19 protein-coding genes and 1 tRNA gene are annotated in these 21,226 nt (G+C 43.7%); 10 read left to right on the top strand and 10 right to left on the bottom strand.

Annotation, left to right across the window (positions count from 1 at the left end):
- Both BUB35_RS12605 and BUB35_RS12610 read right to left on the bottom strand, forming a co-directional pair.
- Positions 1 to 246 (bottom strand): helix-turn-helix domain-containing protein (locus BUB35_RS12605; protein ID WP_072852283.1); only part of this gene is annotated, 246 nt, incomplete at its 3' end.
- A gap of 209 nt (positions 247 to 455) precedes the next feature.
- Complete coding sequence (locus BUB35_RS12610) at positions 456 to 1,700, bottom strand: ATP-binding protein (protein WP_072852284.1); 1,245 nt, start codon at positions 1,698 to 1,700, stop codon at positions 456 to 458.
- A 228-nt stretch (positions 1,701 to 1,928) separates the two neighbouring features.
- On the opposite strand from BUB35_RS12610, the gene BUB35_RS12615 reads away from it, so the two are divergent.
- From BUB35_RS12615 to BUB35_RS12630, 4 genes are all read left to right on the top strand, one after another.
- Positions 1,929 to 2,918 carry an ABC transporter substrate-binding protein gene (locus BUB35_RS12615; RefSeq protein ID WP_072852286.1) on the top strand — a complete coding sequence of 330 codons (990 nt, stop codon included), beginning with the start codon at positions 1,929 to 1,931 and terminating at the stop codon, positions 2,916 to 2,918.
- Positions 2,919 to 3,000: 82 nt separating this feature from the next.
- Positions 3,001 to 3,666 (top strand): ABC transporter permease, encoded by a 666-nt coding sequence (locus BUB35_RS12620; RefSeq protein WP_330391193.1) that lies wholly within the window; start codon positions 3,001 to 3,003, stop codon positions 3,664 to 3,666.
- A complete protein-coding gene (locus tag BUB35_RS12625) occupies positions 3,663 to 4,247 on the top strand; it encodes an ATP-binding cassette domain-containing protein (protein ID WP_072852290.1) in 585 nt (194 codons plus the stop codon). The genes BUB35_RS12620 and BUB35_RS12625 overlap by 4 nt, the downstream gene beginning before the upstream one ends.
- Positions 4,248 to 4,451: 204 nt before the next feature.
- Positions 4,452 to 5,930, top strand: coding sequence for a 4Fe-4S dicluster domain-containing protein (locus BUB35_RS12630; RefSeq protein ID WP_072852292.1), 1,479 nt, complete (start codon positions 4,452 to 4,454; stop codon positions 5,928 to 5,930).
- Between the two features lie 43 nt (positions 5,931 to 5,973).
- Here BUB35_RS12630 and BUB35_RS12635 read toward each other — a convergent pair whose 3' ends face one another.
- The 5 genes from BUB35_RS12635 to BUB35_RS12655 form a co-directional block, all read right to left on the bottom strand.
- The gene (locus BUB35_RS12635; protein ID WP_072852320.1) at positions 5,974 to 6,639 is read right to left on the bottom strand and encodes a helix-turn-helix transcriptional regulator; all 666 of its coding nucleotides are present in this window, start codon (positions 6,637 to 6,639) and stop codon (positions 5,974 to 5,976) included.
- A gap of 126 nt (positions 6,640 to 6,765) precedes the next feature.
- A tRNA-Lys gene (locus tag BUB35_RS12640) sits at positions 6,766 to 6,838 on the bottom strand.
- 298 nt (positions 6,839 to 7,136) lie between these two features.
- Positions 7,137 to 7,508 carry a VOC family protein gene (locus BUB35_RS12645; RefSeq protein WP_022253870.1) on the bottom strand — a complete coding sequence of 124 codons (372 nt, stop codon included), beginning with the start codon at positions 7,506 to 7,508 and terminating at the stop codon, positions 7,137 to 7,139.
- Between the two features lie 17 nt (positions 7,509 to 7,525).
- Complete coding sequence (locus tag BUB35_RS19290) at positions 7,526 to 9,118, bottom strand: hypothetical protein (protein ID WP_072852294.1); 1,593 nt, start codon at positions 9,116 to 9,118, stop codon at positions 7,526 to 7,528.
- A gap of 158 nt (positions 9,119 to 9,276) precedes the next feature.
- A complete protein-coding gene (locus BUB35_RS12655) occupies positions 9,277 to 10,650 on the bottom strand; it encodes a radical SAM/SPASM domain-containing protein (RefSeq protein ID WP_072852296.1) in 1,374 nt (457 codons plus the stop codon).
- Positions 10,651 to 10,927: 277 nt separating this feature from the next.
- Here BUB35_RS12655 and dhaS point away from each other — a divergent pair, with 277 nt between their 5' ends.
- Both dhaS and spoIVA read left to right on the top strand, forming a co-directional pair.
- Positions 10,928 to 11,500 (top strand): dihydroxyacetone kinase transcriptional activator DhaS, encoded by a 573-nt coding sequence (gene dhaS / locus BUB35_RS12660; protein ID WP_072852298.1) that lies wholly within the window; start codon positions 10,928 to 10,930, stop codon positions 11,498 to 11,500.
- 74 nt (positions 11,501 to 11,574) lie between these two features.
- Complete coding sequence (spoIVA, locus tag BUB35_RS12665) at positions 11,575 to 13,053, top strand: stage IV sporulation protein A (protein WP_072852300.1); 1,479 nt, start codon at positions 11,575 to 11,577, stop codon at positions 13,051 to 13,053.
- A gap of 62 nt (positions 13,054 to 13,115) precedes the next feature.
- Here the strand turns inward: spoIVA and BUB35_RS12670 are convergent, their stop codons facing one another.
- Positions 13,116 to 14,138 (bottom strand): YeiH family protein, encoded by a 1,023-nt coding sequence (locus BUB35_RS12670; RefSeq protein ID WP_072852302.1) that lies wholly within the window; start codon positions 14,136 to 14,138, stop codon positions 13,116 to 13,118.
- A 179-nt stretch (positions 14,139 to 14,317) separates the two neighbouring features.
- Complete coding sequence (locus tag BUB35_RS12675; protein ID WP_022255142.1) at positions 14,318 to 15,205, bottom strand: LysR family transcriptional regulator; 888 nt, start codon at positions 15,203 to 15,205, stop codon at positions 14,318 to 14,320.
- Positions 15,206 to 15,336: 131 nt separating this feature from the next.
- Here BUB35_RS12675 and BUB35_RS12680 point away from each other — a divergent pair, with 131 nt between their 5' ends.
- Positions 15,337 to 16,029 (top strand): MgtC/SapB family protein, encoded by a 693-nt coding sequence (locus BUB35_RS12680; RefSeq protein WP_072852304.1) that lies wholly within the window; start codon positions 15,337 to 15,339, stop codon positions 16,027 to 16,029.
- Between the two features lie 149 nt (positions 16,030 to 16,178).
- Here the strand turns inward: BUB35_RS12680 and BUB35_RS12685 are convergent, their stop codons facing one another.
- On the bottom strand, positions 16,179 to 17,189 hold the full coding sequence (locus BUB35_RS12685; protein WP_072852306.1) for an ABC transporter substrate-binding protein: 1,011 nt from the start codon (positions 17,187 to 17,189) through the stop codon (positions 16,179 to 16,181).
- A 194-nt stretch (positions 17,190 to 17,383) separates the two neighbouring features.
- On the opposite strand from BUB35_RS12685, the gene polA reads away from it, so the two are divergent.
- From polA to BUB35_RS12700, 3 genes are read left to right on the top strand one after another with little or no spacing between them, the layout of a single operon-like run.
- Positions 17,384 to 20,041, top strand: a complete 2,658-nt coding sequence (gene polA, locus BUB35_RS12690) for a DNA polymerase I (RefSeq protein WP_072852308.1) — start codon at positions 17,384 to 17,386, stop codon at positions 20,039 to 20,041.
- 16 nt (positions 20,042 to 20,057) lie between these two features.
- A complete protein-coding gene (gene coaE / locus BUB35_RS12695) occupies positions 20,058 to 20,654 on the top strand; it encodes a dephospho-CoA kinase (protein ID WP_072852310.1) in 597 nt (198 codons plus the stop codon).
- 15 nt (positions 20,655 to 20,669) lie between these two features.
- Positions 20,670 to 21,224: a lytic transglycosylase domain-containing protein gene (locus tag BUB35_RS12700; protein ID WP_072852311.1), complete on the top strand. Its 555-nt coding sequence runs from the start codon at positions 20,670 to 20,672 to the stop codon at positions 21,222 to 21,224.
- Positions 21,225 to 21,226: the final 2 nt, after the last annotated feature.

Genomic DNA, 21,226 nt, shown 5'->3' on the forward strand with positions numbered 1-21,226 from the left:
ATCTTCCTCTATCTCTTTAGGCAGCTTTGCTGGCTGTCCTGTATTTTTACGTCCCCGTCGTTCTACCGCTAAACCTTCTGGACCCTCCTCAAGATAGATGCACTCCCAGCGCTTAATAATACCGAGACAGTTGATATTAAATCTTCTCATGGTTTCACTGAGACTTAGACCTTCTTCCCGCATCGTTTCTACCACCAGTTGCTTGAATTCTGGTGTATATCGTTTATTTGGTACTCCTTTTGGCATAAAAATCACCCCACTTGTTATTCAGTATATCATACTGTCTAACAAATGGGGTGCAGTTCAGATTTTAGCTTTCTTATTTTTTTTAATTAAGATTTTTTGTTATGTTTTCTTATGAAGACAGCTGTCGCAATTCCCCTTAAGAAATCAAGGAAACGAAAAAACAATGTTTTCTTAAGGGGAAGTTGCTTTGCATGTTTCTTTTTTTCGGATTAAATGCCTGCTTTTTGCAGCTCGATAAAGTGTTTTGCTGTGCGAGGACTTCTGCCATTACAGCGGATGGCAAAGGCTTCTGCTTTGATGCAGAGTTCTTCTTCGTCCATGGAAACACCATATTGTTTTGCCAGATGTTTTACAATGGACAGATAGTCGTCTTTTCCTGGTTTTTGGAATGTAATGGTCAGACCGAAACGGGCAGCCAGACTCATGGTTTCCTGAAGGGTATCGTTCAGATAAAGTTCATCGCCCTGACGTTCTGTCATGGTTTCTTTCACCAGATGCCGACGATTGCTGGTGGCGTAAATGAGTACATTTTTGCCGCAGGAAGCAACGCCGCCTTCCAGTATGGCTTTCAGTGCCGCAAAGTTATCATCATTGCTGGAAAAACTCAGGTCGTCAATGAAAATAATGAATTTCAGGGGATTGCCAGAAAGTTCATCCAAGATGTCAGGAAGTTCGTAAAGCTCGTTTTTCTTCACTTCCAGAAGCCGTAAGCCCTGTTTTTGAAGGGAATTGGCAATGGCTTTTACTGTGGTGCTTTTGCCTGTACCTGCGTCACCGTAAAGCAGCACATTAGAAGCGGTTCCGCCTTCCAGAAAGACCTGTGTATTGCGGAGTACCTGATTTCTTTCCCGTTCGTAGCCAGTCAGGTCTTCCAGTGTCTGCATGTCAGGATGCTTCACAGGATAAATTGCACCGTGACGGAACAAGAACGTATGGTATTGGGCGTACATGCCGTAGCCTGTATAGGGCAGGGCATCCAAATGCTTACGGTAATCAGCGTGGAAATCCAGGACGGATGTTTCCCAGCGGGGCAGAGGGTGTGTGAATCCCGCATCCTGCAAAGATTTTTGTACTTCTTCTGCCGTCAGAAGGGACAAATTTTGTATGATTTCCAGTTCTTTATCCAGCTGTTGTTCTAGGAAAGGGGAAAATTCTTTTTTTCTGGCTTTGGCTTTCAGATAATCGGTTTCCGTGCGGAAAAGTAGTCCATACAGTCCGCAGGAAAAATTGCCAGAAATTTCTCTTTCATTTTCAGCATAACAACGATAGATTTCAGATGTAAAGTCACAATATGCTGAAACGGCAGCAGACAGAGCAGTTTTGTTTCCCTCTGCCAGAGAAAGCATGGATTCCATCATTGTAGAAAATGACTGGAGCAAGGGTTCCTGCAGCAAAGGTCGCAGGATGGTCAGTGTTTGTAATCTCTCATAAAGTTCTTTTGTATGTTGTTCCATAACGCACTTCCTTTGTATGAAAATAAGTACAATTTGTAATGGGCTTAGTATAGCATGTTTTGTATGGGATTGTAAACAAAAAAAGTGCGAAAAATCGTATGTGGAAGCAGTTTGGTCTTTATGAGATTTTCTGAATAATGTTGCAAAAGCAACTTGAGAAACTGTGAAAATGAGAGTAAAATAAGGACAAAATCATTAAAATTTTGAATGAAAAGGAAGGGATATCATATGAAAAAAGCAATTTCTTTCTTGCTTGCTGCAGTTCTGGGTATTTCTATGCTGGCTGGCTGCGGTGCTAAGGAAGCAGACCCCGTTGCGGTAAATGTAGGCGCCATGAAAGGACCTACAGCCATGGGCATGGTAAAAATGATGGAAGATGATGAGAGTGGTGCCACAGCCCCCAATGATTACAATTTTTCATTACTGGCATCTCCAGACGAAGTAACACCAATGCTGGTGAAAGGGAAACTGGATATTGCCGCATTGCCTGCAAACCTGGCAGCAGTTCTTTACCAGAATATGGAACAGAATTTGAGCGTATTGGCAATCAATACACTGGGTGTCATTTATATTGTGGAAGATGGGGACACCGTGCAGTCTGTGGCTGATTTGAAAGGAAAAACCATCTATGCCTCCGGGAAGGGTTCTACACCGGAATATGGTTTGAATTATATTCTGGAAGAAAATGGGCTGAATCCAGAAACAGATGTGAATATTGAATGGAAAACAGAACATGCAGAATGCGTGGCAGCACTGGCTGCAAATCCTTCTGCCATCGCTATGCTTCCTCAGCCTTTTGTAACAACAGCACAGATGCAGAATGAAAACCTGCGGATCGCATTGGATTTGAGTGCGGAATGGGATGCACTGCAGGAAGGCAAAGAAAATCCCAGTGGCATGATCACAGGTGTTGTGGTAGTACGGAATGATTTCCTGGAAGAAAATCCAGAAGCAGTGGAACTGTTCATGGAACAGTATGCTTCTTCTGTGGACTATGTGAACGCCAATACAGCAGAAGCGGCTGCACTCATTGAAAAATACGATATTCTGAAAGCAGCAGTTGCTGAAAAAGCATTGCCTTACTGCAATATCGTCTGCATCACAGGCGATGAAATGCAGGATAAGCTGGGCGGATATCTGGAAGAACTTTATGCACAGAATCCCAAAGCAGTAGGCGGCGCACTGCCGGAAGATGGTTTCTACTATCATGGTGCGTAAGGGTTCTATGAAAATATGGGCGATTCTCTTTTGGTTGGTAATCTGGCAAATAGGGAGCATGTGTCTGGGACAGGAGATACTTTTGGTATCTCCTGTTGCTGTAGGTATGCGTCTTTTGACCCTTTTGCCAGATCCATCCTTCTGGGGGAGCATCGCTTTTTCGGCATGCAGAATTTTAGGCGGGTTTGCGTTGGCGGCTCTGCTGGGAATATTGACAGCAGTGGGAGCGGCAAGGTATACCAGATTTCGTGAATTGATGGCGCCCTTGGTATCGGTCATCAAAACAACACCTGTGGCATCTTTTGTCATACTGGCGTTGTTTTGGTTTTCCTCTCGCAGCCTGTCGATATTTATTTCTTTCCTGATGGTATTTCCCATTGTGTATACCAATATCTTGCAGGGAATATCGCAAACAGATCGTCAGCTTTTGGAAATGGGGCAGGTCTTTGGATTGTCTATGAAAAAGAAGATACGGTATATTTATTTCCCGCAGGTATTTCCTTACCTTCGTTCTGCTTTTGCAGTAGGGCTTGGGCTTTGTTGGAAGGCTGGTACGGCGGCAGAAGTTATTGGCATTCCAGACGGTTCCATTGGGGAACGGCTGCAGGAAGCGAAAATCTACTTGCAGATGCCGGACTTGTTTGCATGGACAGTGACTATTATTGTGGTAAGTTTGCTCATCGAGAAACTTATCTTGTGGATTTTGGATGTTATTGATCGCAGGAATAGGGGGATCGGAAAAGCATGATCGAAATGAAACATATTACAAAAACATATGGTGATCTTACAGTTTTTTCTGATTTCTCCCTGGAAATTCCAGAAGGTGAGGTTCTTTGTCTCATGGGAAAATCCGGCAGAGGCAAGACCACTCTGCTGCGGATGCTTATGGGACTGGAACAGCCGGATGTAGGCTGCATCACTGGTCTGGAAGGAAAAAAGATCAGTGTTGTTTTTCAGGAGGATAGATTGCTGCCGGGCTTTACCGTGCGCCAGAATTTATACAGTGTCTGTGAAAGCGCGTTGCAGCAGGAACACATGATGCGGATATTGACTGGTCTTGGATTGGAAGAATGGATTGACCGGGAGGTTGCTGTTCTCAGCGGTGGTATGCAGCGACGGGTGGCTATATGCAGGGCACTGTTGGTATCCTATGATTTTCTCATACTGGATGAGCCTTTTCGCGGATTGGATGATAAAACAAGAGAAATTGCCATAAAATTGGTATTGGAAGAGGCAAAGGGACGTACGATTTTATTGTCTACGCATGATGCCGAAGAAGGGAAATTGATGGGTGGAAAAATACTGAATTTAGATGCATATTTGACATAAAAATTTGGAAGATTTTACCTTTAATCTTCCGGGGGATTGCTTGCATGCGAACAAATTTTATGTTAAAATGGGTGATGTAGAGAGAAAAAATGGAATGTGTGTATAAAAATGTCACTTTTATGACGAATACAAATGTATACAGTGTGCTATATCGAATTTGCTCCACTGAGATTGGAAAGAAATTTGGAAAAGAGGTAACGCAGTATGATTAACAATTTTGAAAGCAACGTGCAATACATCAAGTACTTGGTAAACAAGGAAGTGGCAACACGATTTTTCATAGGAAATCTGGACAATTCCATTGATTCTGTTAGAGAAATCGCAGAGGAGATCATTCCTGGTCCTAAGGCGCTGTTCCGCTGCTGTATTTATAAAGAACGTCACATCATTGAAGACCGTGTGCGTCTGGTTATGGAACCCACAAAAGATAACCGTGTCATCAATGTGTTGGATTCTGCATGTGATGAATGTCCCATTGACCGTTTTGTTGTAACAGAAGCCTGCCGTGGCTGTCTGGGGCACAAATGTCAGGAAGTATGTCCCAGAGGCGCAATCACCATCGTAAATCACCGTTCATACATCAATCAGGAACTTTGTATCGAATGTGGTCGTTGTAAACAGGTTTGCCCTTTCAACGCCATCAGTGAAGTAAAACGCCCTTGCATTCGTTCCTGCTCCGTAGGTGCAGTGAAAATGGATGAAAATAGAAAAGCGGTCATTGACCATGAAAAATGTATTTCCTGCGGTGCATGTATTTATCAGTGTCCTTTTGGCGCCATTGTAGATAAATCTTTTGTTGTGGATGTGCTGAATCTGCTGAAAAACTCCTGGAATAACACCAGCTATCATGTTTACGCTGTTGTTGCGCCGGCTGTTTCCAGTCAGTTCCAAGGCGTAAAGACAGAACAGGTTTACGCAGGTATCAAGGAACTTGGTTTCTATGATGTGGTAGAAGCTGCCATCGGTGCTGATATGGTATCTGCTTTTGAGGCAAAAGAACTGGCAGAAACTGTGGAAGAAAAAGGTTGGAAAACTTCTTCCTGCTGCCCTGCCTTTGTAGATTATGTAGAAAAGAACTATCCTCAGTTTGTAGACCATATTTCTACAGCTGTTTCTCCGATGATTGCTACAGCCCGTGCCATTAAGGCGAAAGATAAGAAAGCGCGTGTGGTATTTGTAGGTCCCTGCACAGCGAAAAAGGTAGAAATGAAGCGGGAAGCACTGAAGGATGCAGTGGATATTGTTATCACATTTGAAGAATTACAGGCGATTTTTGATGCCAGAGAAATTGATCTGGTTAGTCTGGAACCCAGAATGGCTGGGGAAGCTTCTTCCTTTGGACGTAATTTTGCAAGAACAGGCGGCGTAACAGAAAGTGTTGCCCATACACTGGAACTGAGCGGTCTGGATCTGGATGTGAAAGCCGTACGCTGCAATGGTATTGATGAATGCATCAAGGCTATGAAGATGGCATCTTTCGGCAAGCTGGATGCAAACTTCATCGAAGGTATGGCATGTAAACATGGCTGTACTGGTGGGGCAGCTTCTTTGCTCCATGATGCAAAAGGCATCGAAATGATCAATCGCTATGGCAAAGAATCCAAGACAGATAATCCATTGGATATTTTGGAAAAATTCCCTATTGATAATATCAATATGGAACGTTTCAACCACGAAGATTAAAATCAGAAAGCCCTTACGGTTATGACCATAAGGGCTTTTTTTATTAAGATTTGTTTTGGTTGCGCAGATGCATGTAAACGGTATTTTTGGAAATTCCCAAATGATTTGCAATGGTGACAACGGAATCTTTCAAGTTAAAAATACCTTTTTGCGCTAATAAATAAATGATTTCTTTATTTTTATTAGAAGAGGTGATGGTAGGATTTGCATAAACGGTTTTCTTTGCGTTTTCCAACGCATCCAGCATCAGTTCTTCCGTATTTTCCACAAAAGTTTCGGATATGTTTTCGTGATCTGAGTGAGACTGCGGAAAAAATGACTGCATAAAGGATAGCAGAGAAATATTCAAATAAAAATTAATGCAGAACAGACCGATGATGCGATTGTTTTCCCCCAGAATGGCAGAAGTGAACGCTTTGAATGTTTCTCCCCGTTTGTTTTTGGCAAAATAATTGATGTGGCGTAAAGTAGGATCTGCCAACATCTGATTCAAAAAGGAGAGGGTCAGCTCTGAAATAGGTGCGCCTGCCTGACGTCCAGAATGATATCCGTTAACGATCATCATAACTGATGCATCCAGCCGTTCCAGATTATGGATAATGATCTCGCAGTTTTCGCCCCAAAATTCAGCCATACCGGTTGCAACAGTGCAGTAAGAGTTGAGAATGCGACGGTCTTCTGTTGTGAGTGTAATATTATAGTGCTCCATGTGATGATTCCCTCCATTTGTACTGTTTTCAGTATACTTGGTTTTGGAGGCTATTTCAATAGAAGAACCACATTTTGTCTGACAGAAAAAACAAAAGCCTTTGTCAAAAGACAAAGGCTTTTTCAATGAGTCACTCGGGACTCGAACCCGAGACACCTGGATTAAAAGTCCAGTGCTCTACCAACTGAGCTAGTGACCCGCACCAACGAAGATAAGTATACACAAAAGGAAAGGCTTTGTCAATGAAAAATTTTGTATTTCTTTTCAAACAAAAAAGGTAGTCTGAAAAGCAACTTCCCCTTAAGAAAACATTGAGTTTCGCTTTCTTGATTTCTTAAGGGGAATTGCGATGGCTGTCTTCATAAGAAAACAAATCAAATAAAATCTTAATATTATAAGAAAGCCGGAACCCTTTGTCATGATAAGGATTTCGGCTTTCTTTGTTTTCTTATAAAGATGCCCCTAATGGACTGCCTTTTTGCTGTTTCAAATTGATATTATTTCTTTTCTGGTACGATTTCCAGCCAGTAGTTATCGGGGTCATTGATGAAATAAATACCCATTTCTGGATTTTCAAAACAGATGCAGCCCATTTCTTTGTGTTTTTCATGAGCAGCGTCGTAGTCTGCAACGGTGAAAGCCAGATGGAATTCGTTTTCGCCCAGGTTATAAGGTTCTTTTCTGTCACGAAGCCATGTCAGTTCCAGCTGAAAATCTGTCACGCCATCGCCCAGATAAACCAGTTTCCAGCTGCCGTCCGGCGCTTCTTTCCGGCGTACTTCTTTCAGACCCAGAGCGGCTTCGTAGAAAGCCATGCTTTTTTCCAAATCCAGAACGTTGTAATTATAGTGATTGAATACAAATTTCATGTTTTTCCTCCTTTGTATCAGTGGTGGTCATGATGGTGGTCATGTCCGCATCCACAGTCATGATCGTGGTGATGGTGTTCGTGGTGATCATGCCCGCACCCACAGTCATGATCGTGATGATGATGTTCGTGGTGGTCATGTCCGCATCCGCAGTCGTCATCGTGATGATGTTCATGAGCATGTTCTGTTAGGGACTGATAATGGTTATCCTGGAATACCATGCCCACTTTGTCTACGATCAGTGCTTTCTGTTCCAGAGAAGAAGCGGAGTCGATGGCGTTTGTGACCATTTCCATGACTTCAGATACACTGTAAATAGGGGGCAGTGCACCCATCAAAGTCTGCATTGCGATCTTTCTTGTCTGTACAGGCAGTGTTTCCAGAGAGCTGCGTGTTTTCTGGATAAAATCAGCAAAGAGTGCTTTCTTTTCTTCTTCTGTAGCCACAGGAAGATCTTCTGGCAGATGGAACTGGAACAATTCGTCATTGAGATCGCCGAAGAAGCATTCACGGATGAAATCTTCTGTCATAAGGACTTTCTGGGTGTCTTCTGCGAAGTCGGCAAATGTATTTACCTTCTGCAGCAGTTCATATTCTTCTTTGCCAATGGCGTTTGCTTTGTCGATAACAGGTTCTACAGCCTGTTCCAACTGTTCGTTCAGTGTATCCAGATAAGCTTCCCGTTCGGTTTCATCCAGTTCGCCTGTCAAAAATTCGCAGACGGTATGATACAGATCGCTGTATGTAGCGTTGCTTTCTGTCAGGTCTGTAAAACTGTATGTCAGGTAGAACAGCAGAATCAGAGAGTTCAGGTCATGAAGGATACAGGAGAAATATTCTTCCACATCCTGCAGGCTTTCCAGAACCACTTTCAAATCTTCGTAAAGGTTGCTCAGTTCTTCATCTTCCATTTTATGAGGCATGAGCATCCGTTTTTCACCCAGCCATGTGGCAACTTCGCCGAAGTATTTGCCATAGAGGGGATTGGTTTCGGGGCAGCAGAAGCCTTCAAAAGCGCGAAGGGATTTTTCAATAAATTCTTTGCTTTCACCTGCAAAGGCTGCTTCCAGACTCTGGGTGATGGTGTCGTAATATTTATCACGTGCCATATGTAAAGGCAGGCATTTCAAAATCTGACCCATGTAATTTTTCTGTTCCAGCAGGTTGTTGCCGCTTTCCATGAAAGCATGGCAGTCCGCAAAAAACAAAGACCAGTCGATTTTTTCTACTTCGATGCCTTCTTCTTTGTATTTGCGCAGGGCAACTTGATCGCTGACCAGTGTGGAATAGAGATTCCACTGGGAGAAGTAGCTGTAAACGGTTTCATAGATGGATAACAGTTCTTCTTTTTTTGCCATGCAGGCTTCCAGAGCAGCTGCACGGTCTTCCTGTTCGCCTTCCAGAATGTCTTCCAGAGACAGGAGGTAGGAACGGATGTCTTTTTTGATAGCCAGCAAATCTTCATGTATGGTGTAAGGCAAAGGCGCATCGCCTTTTTCCACATCTTCCATGGCGCTCATGAGCATCAGCAGCAAGCTGCCGACTGCCTGTTCATAAATATAATCTGCGGAAAGTTGTTTGATTTTTTCTTCCAAAGCTGTTGTCTGCAAAGGGCAGGACTCCTTTCTTTTCATATCGCATTACATTATAAAGGAAAGTCAAAAAGAGTACAAGTCCGCATTTCCTTTAAAACATAAGAAAACAGCGAAAAATCATGGCTGATTCTTCGCTGTTTGTAAAATGGCACCAAAAATAGAGCCAGTAGGGGTTATTGACAATCATTGTGATGGGCACATGTTTCACACTGCGCTTTCCACAAAGCATCGGCAGTAGGCTGCCAGTTCTTTGCGTAAGGCGTTGTACGGTCACACAGGGTATCCACATCTTCGGGGGATTCATAGTCAGTGGATACTGCACCGGTCTCTTTGACAATGGCACGGAGTTTTTCAGGATTTTCCAGCATAGGACAAGGCTGAAGCATATTTTCATTGAAAGGCTGCTGTCTGTGGTAAGCCATGAAAATAGGGGATTTCAGTGCTTCCAGCAATGTGCAGTTGCGGATGTTGCAGTTGGAATAGTGAATGAATACACAAGGTTCCACATCGCCTCTGGCGTTGATGTGCATATAACGACGTCCGCCGGCGATACAGCCGCCTACATACTGACCGTCGTTCTGGAAATCCATGGCAAAAATGGGTTTGCTCTGACGGAAATTCCGAATACGATGGTAAACTTCTGCACGCTGTTCCGGTGTAGGCAGAAGTTCAGGCACAGCGCCGCTGCCTACAGGCATGTAATGGAAGAACCATACAAAAAGGGCACCTGCTTCGATGATCATATCATAAAATTCTTCACTGCAAATATCGTTGTAGTTCTTGCTGGTGTAGCAAGTGGAAATGCCAAAAGGCAGTTTGTGAGATTTCAGCAATGCCATGGCAGCTTTCACTTTCTCAAAAGTACCTTCGCCTCTTCGGCTGTCGTTGGCTTCGGCAAAGCCTTCCAGGCTGATGGCAGGTACAAAGTTTTTCACACGCAGCATATCCTGACAGAATGCTTCGTCAATAAGGGTACCGTTTGTGAAAGAAAGGAATTCGCAGTCGGAATGTTTTTCACAAAGGGCAATGACGTCTTTTTTACGTACCAAAGGTTCGCCGCCAGTGAAGATGTACATATGGGTACCTAATGCTTTCCCTTGGGTAACAATGCTGTCCAATTCGTCAAAAGTCAGATTCAGACGGTTGCCGTATTCCGCAGCCCAGCATCCGATACAGTGCATGTTGCAGGCAGATGTAGGGTCTAACAGGATTGCCCAAGGCACATTGCAGTCTTCCCGTTCGGAAACTTCTTCCTGTGTTGCACTGCCCAACAGAGCGGCATTCATAATAAAGTTCTGGAAAAATGTCTGACGTACGCCGGCATCCAGATCATATACTTTCAAAATCAGGTCATACCAATGGTTTTTGGATTCGATGACATTGCGGAAAGCATTTCTCTGTGCACGGTACCAGTCGTCTGGTGTCAATTTATCAATCAAATGCATCAATTTAGGGATGTTTGTTTCGGGGTCTTTTTCCAGATAATGCAGACCCTGTCCAATGGCAGCCTGTAAAGCGGCATTTTTTGCTTTTTCTGTAATACGCATAACGGATAACCTCTTTTCTTTTGCGGTTGCATTTGTTATTTTTCTATCTATCTTTTTTACCAGTATATCAAATAGGAATTTATTTTCATTGGACACTTTTGGGTTTTTGTCCTAAATTTATACAAAAACAATGTTTTGTTGTCTTTGTGTACGGTATGTTTCTATGTGTTTTTTCAAAAAGAAGATAAGTGAAAGAGATAAAGTTATGTGGTCATTTTACATTGATTAGTGGACATAAGAATGATAAAATAATATCAAAAAAGAAAGGGGGAGTTCTATGCCAAAGTCAACGAGAACAAAGTGTCTGATTGCAAAAGGTGTTAAGAAATTGCTGGAAACTGTTTCTTTTGGGGAGATTTCCGTGGGGGAAATCTGTAAACAGTGTCAAATCAGCAGAAATACCTTTTATTATCATTTCAAAGATAAATTTGATGTGATCCATTGGATTTTTTATACGGAAATCAAACCTATTTTGGAGGAATCTTTTTCCATAAACCATTGGGAAGAAGGTTTGCTGGCGTTGTGTCATTATATGCAGGAGAATCGAAAATTCTATGTAAATATCCTGCGCTTCCATGGACAGAACAGTTTCATAGAATGCTTGATGGAGTTTTACGAAAATCTGGCAAAGAAAATGCTTGTGGAATCCAATCCATCCAGAAAATTTTCTCAACAGGAATTAAAATGGATTTCAAGGTTTTATGCCTATGGAATGACAGGCGGGGTTTTGGACTGGGCAAAGAGCGATATGGAAAAAGACCCTACGCCTATGGTGAAAATGGTGAGCAATCTGTTTTCCGGGGAACTGTTTGCAAAGGCGATGGTTCTGGAAAAAGCGAAAGAAAAATAAATCCTTTGGTTCTATTCCCCATTTCCATTCCATAAATTGTATTGTATGGATACGATTTTACAGGAGGGAAGACAATGGGAGCTTATGATATTTACCGCGACATTGCGGAAAGGACAAATGGTGACATTTATATTGGTGTGGTTGGACCTGTGCGGACAGGGAAATCCACATTCATCAAACGGTTTATGGATTTGCTGGTGCTGCCGAATATTGAAAACAATTATATTCGGGAACGGGCAAAGGATGAACTGCCTCAGTCTGCATCCGGCAGAACCATTATGACCACAGAGCCCAAATTTGTGCCCAATGAAGCTGTGGAAATTTCTCTGGGAGAAAATACAGATTTTCGGGTACGGATGATTGACTGCGTAGGCTATCTGGTGCCGGAAGCGGAAGGGCATATAGATGGGGAAATGCCCCGTATGGTACATACCCCATGGTCTGAAGAACCTATGCCTTTTGTGGAAGCGGCGGAAGCGGGAACGAAAAAAGTTATTACGGACCATTCTACCGTAGGCATAGTGGTGACCACAGACGGCAGTGTGACAGAATTGGATCGGGAAAATTATCTGGAAGCGGAAGCCCGTGTCATCAAAGAATTACAGGCAATGGGGAAACCCTTTGTGGTGCTGCTGAATACTGCCATGCCTTATGGGGAAGAGGCACGCAGCCTGCGAGAAGAAATGGAAGAACAGTATGGTGTACCAGTATTAGCAGTGAATGTTGCCCAACTGAAAGCGGAGGATATTCGCAATATTCTGGAAAAAATCCTCTACCGTTTCCCTTTGAAAGAACTGCGTTTTTATTGCCCCGGATGGGTGGAAACACTGGAAGATGACCATTGGCTGAAACAGGAAATGATAGAAGCACTGAAAAAACTCATGTCGCAGACAGATCGGCTGGAGGATGTGGAGTCGGCATTATCAGGACTGTCTGAAGCGGAACATTTGAAAAATGCCCACACGGAACATATGTTGCCGGGAGAAGGTGCGGCAGATATTGGGCTGAATTTCTGTGATGGATTGTTTTATGAAATCCTTAGCGAAACAGTGGATTTGCCCATTGAAAACGATTATTCACTGGTGGAAACCATCAAACTCCTTTCTCAGGTGAAAAAGGAATATGATAAGATTTCCGGCGCTTTGGGAGATGTACGACGGAAAGGTTATGGTGTGGTGACACCGGCATTTGAGGAAATCACACTGGAAAAACCGGAAGTATTCAAACAGGGCAATCGTTATGGCATCAAACTTCGTGCCAAAGGGGAGTCCATCCACATGATCAAAGCAGATGTGGAAACAGAAGTTTCTCCTATCATTGGCAATGAAGAACAATCCCATGAATTTATTGATAAACTCATTGCGGATTATGAATCAGAACCGGAAAAAATCTGGGATTTGAATATCTTTGGACGAACGTTAAGTGCCATGGTCAACGACGGCATGCAGAATAAAATCTATCGTATGCCAGAAGATGCCCAGATGAAATTACAGGAAACCCTGCAAAAAATCGTCAATGAAGGCAGTGGCGGACTGATCTGCATTATTTTATAAAAAAAGAAAGATTCCGACAATTTGCCGGAATCTTTCTTTTTTTAATAGGAGAATAAGAGGGATTAGTGTAAGCCCAAAGCTACCTGCATTCCCAAGCTTACCAAGGAGATGCAGATCCAGCAGCACAGACCCATGAAGATAGGTTTTCCGCCGGATTTTACAAGTTTTACGATATCGGTGTTGAAACCGATAGCCATCATTGCCATGACGATAAAGAATTTGGATAATGTTTTCAAAGGATTGAAAACGCTGCTGTCTACACCGCCCATGGTGCACAGAGTAGTGATGATGGAGGCAAGGACGAAGAAGAGAATGAAGAAGGGGAAGATCTTTTTCAATTCATAAGAACCGCCATAAGCCTCTGTTTTTTTGCTTCTTGCTTTATATACAGCCAAGAACAGTGTGATAGGAATGATTGCCAGTGTACGAGTCAGTTTTACAATGGTTGCAATTTCCAATGTGTTTGCGCCGGGGTGCATGCCATCCCATGCAGCAGCAGCTGCAGTTACGGAAGAAGTATCGTTGACAGCGGTTCCGGCGAAAAGACCGAAGCCTTCGTTTGTCAGACCCAGCGCGCCGCCCAGAGAGGGGAAGATCAGGGCAGCCAGTACGTTGAACAGAAAGATAACGGAAATTGCCTGAGCGATTTCTTCGTCGTTTGCGTCAATGACAGGTGCTGTTGCTGCGATGGCAGAACCGCCGCAGATGGAGGAACCAACGCCAATCAGAATGGAGCTGTTTTCATCCATATGCATCAAGCGATGCAGGACATAAGATACGATCAGGGATGTAGCAATGGTGGAAACGATGATGGGCAAAGAAGTTGCGCCAACCATTGCAATCTCAGACAGGTTCAGCCCGAAACCAAGCAGAATAACTGCATACTGCAGAATCTTTTTGGATGTGTATTGAATGCCTTTCTGGAACATTCCTTTTTGACGGAAGATCTGTGTGAGGATCATCCCAAGAACGATGGCAAAAACGGGAGCACCAATCACAGGAAGCTTATGCCCTAGCCACCAGCATGGCAGTGCAAGCAAAAAACATAACAGTACGCCGGGAATTTTTTCTTTTACTTGTAACATAATCGCAACTCCTTTTTATTCTGGAAAATTCAATCAATCTTTTTGTTGTGTTTAGTATAACATAAAATAACAATAATGAAAAATTATTAATAATTATTTAACAATAATATTAAATTATTAATAAAACAAAAAAAGACATTTGAAAAAATGTCTTTTTTGGCGGTAATTTTACTTGTTTTTTACATACAGGTACGATAGATATTACAAAGCTCATCCAACAGCTGTTTTTGGCTGAAATCCTCTCGGCATACCAGATTGATTTCACGGAATGTCTGGAAATTGACGATGGGAATGACTTTCAGACGTCCGCTGCGTTCTTCGGAAATACAGGTGGAGTGGGCAATAACAGATACACCCAGATTGGATTGTACCAAATCTTTAATAGTAGAAACGCTGTCGATTTCCAAAATAACATGGAAGTTTTGCAGGCTTTCCCCACAGCCTTCCAGATAGGTTTCGAACATATGACGGGTACCGGCACCTCTGGGGCGAACAATGAGCCGTTCTTTTTTCACTTCTTCCAGAGAAACATCTTTCCGGTCTGCAAAGGGATGATCCGGCGATACAATCAGACAGAGATAATCGGTATCCAATAATATAGAAGTCAGTCCTTTGTCCGGAATATGACCTTCTACAATGGCAATATCTACTTCATAAGCCTTTAATTTGTTGGTGATGTTTCGAATGGTATCTGTCAGTATGGTGATTTTGGTATCGGGATATTGGTTGCAGTATGTTGCAATGACACGAGGAACGATATTTTCTTCCGCAGAAGGAGTAATGCCAATGACAAAACGGTTGACACCGTTGCGGTATGCCTCAAAATCATTGAGCAGATTGGAGTAAAGGGCTTTTTCTCGACGGGCATATTTTTCCAGAATCTTACCCTCTGGTGTCAGTACCATTCCTTTGGTGCCTTTCAAAAAGATTTTGATGCCGTATTCCTGCTCCAATCCACGAATATGCTGGCTTACTGCCGGCTGTGTCAAAGAAAGCATCTGGGCTGCTTTTGTATAACTCTGTGCTTCGATGAGTGTCAGTAATGTGGTTAATTTTGCGTCGATCATAAATTTCACCTGCCTTCGAAAAAATATTACAAAATTTTATATAATCACAAAAGAATATAATTTGATTTTATCATGAAAAGCTGATATAATCAATACAATAAAGTGCAGGACTTTTGAAACGGGGTGAGAATATGCTCTGGGAATATATTTCTTTTGCCATTGGAAGGGAAATGGAATTTGTATTGCGGCTTGTAATCTCTTGTATCTGCGGCGGTTTGATTGGGTTTGAACGCAGCCGAAGACGAAAGGAAGCTGGTATTCGGACGCATATTCTGGTGGCTTTAGGGGCTTCTATGATGATGATTGTATCGAAATATGCTTTTTTTGACGTATTGGCTTATCGGGATATTACCGTAGACGCATCCAGAATTGCTGCCAATGTTATTACGGGGATTTCGTTCCTGGGCGCAGGTGTCATTTTTGTGCGTGGCGTATCTATCCGCGGATTGACCACAGCCGCAGGTATCTGGACCACAGCCGGCGCAGGACTTGCCATTGGCGGCGGGCTGTATGTTGTGGGGATTTCTACAACCATTCTGGTTCTTGCTATTCAGGTCATCATGCATAATGTGCTGAAAAAGTGGGATGGTCCCGTTTATGAAACCATTTCTGTGACATTCCACGCGGAACTGGCAGATGGTTTGGATTTGGTCAAACGGGAACTTGCCATCCGGAAAATTATGATTCATAATATCCGCATGGAGAAGCATGAAGACCAAACGGTTACGGTAACCCTTCAGGTCAGCCGGGATAATGATGCGAATTGCGCGGAACTGGCAGAAATGTTATCGAAAAACCCCCAGGTGAAAGGCTTTAGTTTATAAAAACGGCATTTAATTTAAAAGCAGGTTTTTATTCAGAAAACATTGTTTTGCTTGTGCCGGAACTGCAAAATCATGGAAACATAAGAAAGCTGGAATCTTTTCTAATGTAAGGATTCCAGCTTTTTGTTTTTCATATAAAGGATTCTTGCTTAGGAAAGATCAGCTGCTGTGACTTTTTCCGCAAAAGAATTGTCTACGAAATCTTCAAAAGGCACTCTGCTTTCCAGTTCGCCGCCCTGCTCCATAATATCCTGCAGGCGTTCATAGCTTTCCTGGGAGAAGGTGGGGTCTGTTTTCCATGTATCCTGTGCCTGATACCGTTCCAGAATGGATGTGAGTGTTTCCAAATCAGAATCAGGGAACTGAGGCAGGATGACTTCCGCAATTTCTGCCGCTGTGTGGGTATCTACCCATTGCTGTCCACGGTAGATAGCACGGGTGAAAGCTTCTATGACTTCTGGATTTTCCTGCATATAGGCATCATTTGCCATGTAAACGGTGTAAGGAATTTCCCCGCAGGCAGCCCCCAGAGAAGCAACGATATACCCAGCGCCGCTGTTTTGCAGAGCCGTTGCGGTGGGCTCGAATTCAACGGTGTAGTCACCAATGCCGCCTGTAAATGCCCCGGCTGTGGAAGTGAAGTCAATATTATTGACAATTTCCACATCGGTGAAAGGTTCCATACCGTTCTGACGCAGTACATATTCCAGCACCAGTTCTGGCATGCCGCCTAATCTGCCGCCGATGACATCGCTTCCCTCCAGATCAGTCCACTGGAAGTCAGGTGAAGGCGAGCGGGATACCAGAAAATTCCCTGCTTTTTGTGTCAGCTGTGCAAAGGCTTTGGGATAGGCTTCCTTGCCTTCGTTGCAGACATACAGCCCAGCTTCCGTACCCAAAAGGGCAATGTCTGCCGAATCGGAGAGCAGGGCGGTCATGGATTTGTCTGCGCCATTGCCAACAGAAACGGTCACGTCCAGCCCTTCTTCTTCAAAAAAGCCAAGCTCCTGCGCCACATATTGCGGTGCGTAAAATACGGAATGTACCACCTCATTGAGCCGAACAGGTGTTAAGTCTGCGGATGCTTCCTGCTGGCTGCATCCGGCGGCACAGCCAATGGTCAGTACAGCCGCTGTTAGGATTGCCATTTGTTTTTTCATGTTTTTCCCCCTGAAACATTCTGTTTTTATAGCTTATGCCATGGAGAGAAAAATGTAAGTTGTCTTTCGTTCTTTTTTTGTAAAAATTTTTTTCGGAGTTTGTCATACTTTTCTTTCCTTTTTGGTGTATAATAAATTTTACTATGGAGGTTTCTGGGCATTTTCCGGAAATCCGAAGAAATAAGGAGGTCAATATGGCTGAAAAAATCATGCTCATTGACGGCAACAGTATCATAAACCGTGCATTTTATGGGGTTCCTCTGCTGACAAATGCGGAAGGACGCTACACCAATGCGGTTTATGGTTTTTTCAATATTTTATTCAAATTGTTAGATGAAGACCAGCCGGATTATCTGGCAGTGGCATTTGATATGCATGCGCCCACATTCCGGCATAAGACTTTTGATGGATATAAGGGTACCCGAAAGGGGATGCCCGAGGAACTGCGGGAGCAGATGCCCTTGCTGAAGGAAGTCCTTACTGCTATGCATATTCCCATTTACGAACAGGAAGGCTATGAAGCCGATGACATTCTGGGAAGCCTTTCCAAAAAGGCAGAGGATGCAGGGCTGATTCCTGTTGTGGTTTCCGGTGACAGGGACTTGTTGCAGATTGCCGGAGAAACCCTGAAAGTGCGGATTCCTAAAACAAAAGGCGGACGCACAGAAACTGAAGATTACTACGCAAAAGACGTTATGGAAAAATATGGCGTGACACCTTTGGAATTTATCGACGTAAAAGCCCTTATGGGGGATGCTTCCGATAATATCCCCGGTGTGCCCAGCATTGGTGAAAAAACCGCTGTGAAGATTATCCAGCAGTACCATGACATCGAAAATGCCATTGCTCACGCGGCAGAAATCAAGCCCAAAAAGGCTTCAGAAAATCTGACAGAGTTTCAGGAACAGGCAAGACTGAGCAAATACTTGGCAACCATCATTCGGGATATGCCTTTGGAACTGGATCTTTCCAAAATGACAACAGCTGATATTTTCACACCGGAAGCTTATGAACTGATTAAACGTCTGGAATTTAAAAGCATGTTTTCCCGTTTTGAACAGAAAACAACCCAGACAGAAGCAGTGGAAACAGCTTTTGCCCATATCACAACAGCGACAGAAGCGAAAAACTTCTTTGAAAATTTGGAACAGAAAGAAACAGCTTATATCCTGCTGGTAGACGATGGTGCATGGAAAGGTATGTCTGTTTGCCAGAATGCGGGAGAAGGTGTTTTTCTGGAAATCACAGAAGAATTGCCTCCCCAGACTTTGGCAGACTTTGCGAAAGATTTCTTTACTACAAAAGATATGGTAAAAATCGGTCATGACGTAAAACGGGACATTCATACAGTGGCTCCTTTTGGTGTGGAAGAAATCCATGCCTCTTTCGATACAGCATTGGCGGCTTATTTGCTGAATCCCACAGGCAATTCTTATGAATATGACGATTTGGCAAGGGATTTTCTGGAGGAAGTCTATCCCTCCGCAGAGGAAGTGCTGGGCAAAGGCAGAAGCAAACAGCCTTTGGAAAGCCTGCCAGAAGGAGAACGTGTGGCTTTTGCCGCAAGACAGGCAGAGGTTGCTTTTCGCAGCAAACAAATCATGGCGGAAAAAATCAAGGAAAATGAACAGGAAGAACTGTTTTACGAAGTAGAAATGCCTCTATTATATGTGCTGGCGGATATGGAACGCTGGGGCATGAAGGTAGACCGTCAGGCACTTTTGGCGTACCAGAAACAGCTGGGCGAAAGCATTGAAACCATTACAAAGGAAATTTACGAACTCTCCGGAGAAGAATTTAATTTGAATTCTCCCAAACAGCTGGGTGTGATTCTTTTTGAAAAAATGGGTCTGAAAGGCGGTAAAAAGACCAAAACTGGTTATTCCACTGCCGCCGACGTACTGGAAAAACTGAAAAATGATGCGCCTATCGTAGAAAAAATTCTCTATTACAGACAGCTGGCAAAACTGAAAAGCACTTATGCTGACGGCTTGCTGGCAGTGATGGATGAAAAGACAGATAAGATTTACTCTACTTTTAACCAGACCATTACAGCCACAGGACGTATCAGTTCCACAGAACCCAACCTGCAGAATATCCCTGTGCGTCTGGAATTGGGACGGGAACTGCGTCGGGTATTTGTGCCGAGTTCTGAGGAATTCTGCTTCCTGGATGCGGACTATTCTCAGATTGAACTGCGTGTATTGGCGCACATTGCAAGGGATGAAACCCTCATTGATGCTTTCCGCCATCAGCAGGATATCCATCGCCTGACAGCTTCTCAGGTGTTCCATGTGCCTTTTGACGAAGTGACACCTCTCCAGAGAAGCAATGCAAAGGCAGTAAACTTCGGTATTGTTTACGGTATCGGCTCTTTCAGCCTGAGTCAGGATCTGGGTATTACCAGAAAAGAAGCGGAACAGTATATTGCGGCATACTTTACCAAGTATCCGAAAATCAAGGAATATCAGGAACGGATGATCAAAGAAGCTACAGAACAGGGATATGTTTCTACCATATTCCATCGCAGACGTGCTATGCCGGAACTGCAGAGCGGCAACTTTGTCCAGCGTTCCTTTGGAGAAAGAGTGGCAATGAATATGCCTATTCAGGGCAGTGCCGCTGATATTATCAAAATTGCCATGGTGAAAGTCCATCGTGCCCTGAAAGAAGGGGGATTCCGTTCCCGCCTGATTTTGCAGGTACACGACGAACTGCTCATCGAAACAGCTTTGGAAGAAAAAGAAGCTGTAGCAAAAATTCTGAAAGAAAATATGGAACAGGCAGTGGCTTTGTCTGTGCCTTTGGACGTGGATGTCCATGAGGGACAGAACTGGCTGGATGCCAAATAAAAAAGAGGGATAGAACATGAAAGTCATTGGATTGACTGGCGGTACTGGCAGCGGCAAAAGCGTTGTCAGCCGCTTTTTGAAAGAAATGGGTGCGGTTATTGTAGACGCGGATTTGGTGAGCCGCCAGATTGTTGAAGTAGGCAAACCTGCCTATGAGGAAATTGTGGCATATTTCGGCAAAGATATTTTGCAGGAAGATGGAACCGTTTTCCGTAAGAAGCTGGGAGAAATTGTTTTTCACGATGAAGAAAAACTGGCGTTTCTCAACCGTTGCACCCATACATATATTGTGGCAGAAATGAAAGCGCAGATTGAACAGGCAAAGGCAGAAGGAACTGCTTCCTGCATTGTATTGGATGCACCGCTGCTCTTTGAAGTAGGTCTGGAAAAATTCTGCGATGCCGTCTGGGTGGTTTATGCCGATGCGGAAGTCCGCGCCCAGAGAGTTATGGAACGAGATGGTGTCAGCCATGAACTTGCTATGGCGCGCATTGCCAACCAGAAATCTTGGGAAGAATACAAAGCATTGTCCGACGTTGTTTTGGACAACAGCGGCGACCTTGCCCATTTGCAGGAGCAGCTTGCTCTGGCATGGAAAACATTACAAGAATAAACAGGTGAAGAAAACATGATTCGATTTTTGAAAAAATTGCTGTCACTGGTGTTTTTTCTCTGTGTTGTGGCAGCAATCGGATATTTTGTGGTGGTTCCGCGGTTTGTGCCGTTGGAATACGAGGAATATGTGGACAAATACGCATCACAGTATCAGGTAGAGCCTTCCCTAGTATATGCTGTGATCTTCTGTGAAAGTGGATATGACCCGCAGGCAATATCTCACGCAGGCAGCAAAGGGTTGATGCAGATCAGCGATGATACAGCTGTTTGGGCAGCCCAGCAGATTGACGGTATGGATGCGGAAAATCTGAATGTGATGGACCCGGACGAAAATATCCAGATTGGTTGTTGGTATCTGCATTGGCTCCATGAGAAATTCAATGGAAATACCCCTACTTGTCTGGCGGCATATAATGCAGGGCACAATAAAGTTGCCCAGTGGCTGGCAGATGAGGAAAAAAGTGCAGATGGTCTGACGCTGGAGGAAATCCCCTATGCGGAAACAGATCAGTATGTGAAGAAAGTGACCCTGATGCAGCAGGTGTACCAGTGGCGTTATGGTGTGTAAGG

The organism is Anaerotignum lactatifermentans DSM 14214 (assembly GCF_900142265.1).
Lineage (GTDB): Bacteria > Bacillota > Clostridia > Lachnospirales > Anaerotignaceae > Anaerotignum > Anaerotignum lactatifermentans.

Excerpts from the sequence above, each read along its gene's own strand:
- BUB35_RS12685 (WP_072852306.1), bottom strand. The coding sequence starts at position 17,189 with ATGAAAAAACAAATGGCAATCCTAACAGCGGCTGTACTGACCATTGGC.
- dhaS (WP_072852298.1), top strand. The coding sequence starts at position 10,928 with ATGCCAAAGTCAACGAGAACAAAGTGTCTGATTGCAAAAGGTGTTAAG.
- BUB35_RS12680 (WP_072852304.1), top strand. The coding sequence starts at position 15,337 with ATGCTCTGGGAATATATTTCTTTTGCCATTGGAAGGGAAATGGAATTT.
- BUB35_RS12645 (WP_022253870.1), bottom strand. The coding sequence starts at position 7,508 with ATGAAATTTGTATTCAATCACTATAATTACAACGTTCTGGATTTGGAA.
- BUB35_RS12655 (WP_072852296.1), bottom strand. The coding sequence starts at position 10,650 with ATGCGTATTACAGAAAAAGCAAAAAATGCCGCTTTACAGGCTGCCATT.
- BUB35_RS12635 (WP_072852320.1), bottom strand. The coding sequence starts at position 6,639 with ATGGAGCACTATAATATTACACTCACAACAGAAGACCGTCGCATTCTC.
- BUB35_RS12675 (WP_022255142.1), bottom strand. The coding sequence starts at position 15,205 with ATGATCGACGCAAAATTAACCACATTACTGACACTCATCGAAGCACAG.
- spoIVA (WP_072852300.1), top strand. The coding sequence starts at position 11,575 with ATGGGAGCTTATGATATTTACCGCGACATTGCGGAAAGGACAAATGGT.
- BUB35_RS12700 (WP_072852311.1), top strand. The coding sequence starts at position 20,670 with ATGATTCGATTTTTGAAAAAATTGCTGTCACTGGTGTTTTTTCTCTGT.
- BUB35_RS12625 (WP_072852290.1), top strand. The coding sequence starts at position 3,663 with ATGATCGAAATGAAACATATTACAAAAACATATGGTGATCTTACAGTT.
- BUB35_RS12670 (WP_072852302.1), bottom strand. The coding sequence starts at position 14,138 with ATGTTACAAGTAAAAGAAAAAATTCCCGGCGTACTGTTATGTTTTTTG.
- BUB35_RS12615 (WP_072852286.1), top strand. The coding sequence starts at position 1,929 with ATGAAAAAAGCAATTTCTTTCTTGCTTGCTGCAGTTCTGGGTATTTCT.
- coaE (WP_072852310.1), top strand. The coding sequence starts at position 20,058 with ATGAAAGTCATTGGATTGACTGGCGGTACTGGCAGCGGCAAAAGCGTT.
- polA (WP_072852308.1), top strand. The coding sequence starts at position 17,384 with ATGGCTGAAAAAATCATGCTCATTGACGGCAACAGTATCATAAACCGT.
- BUB35_RS12610 (WP_072852284.1), bottom strand. The coding sequence starts at position 1,700 with ATGGAACAACATACAAAAGAACTTTATGAGAGATTACAAACACTGACC.
- BUB35_RS12630 (WP_072852292.1), top strand. The coding sequence starts at position 4,452 with ATGATTAACAATTTTGAAAGCAACGTGCAATACATCAAGTACTTGGTA.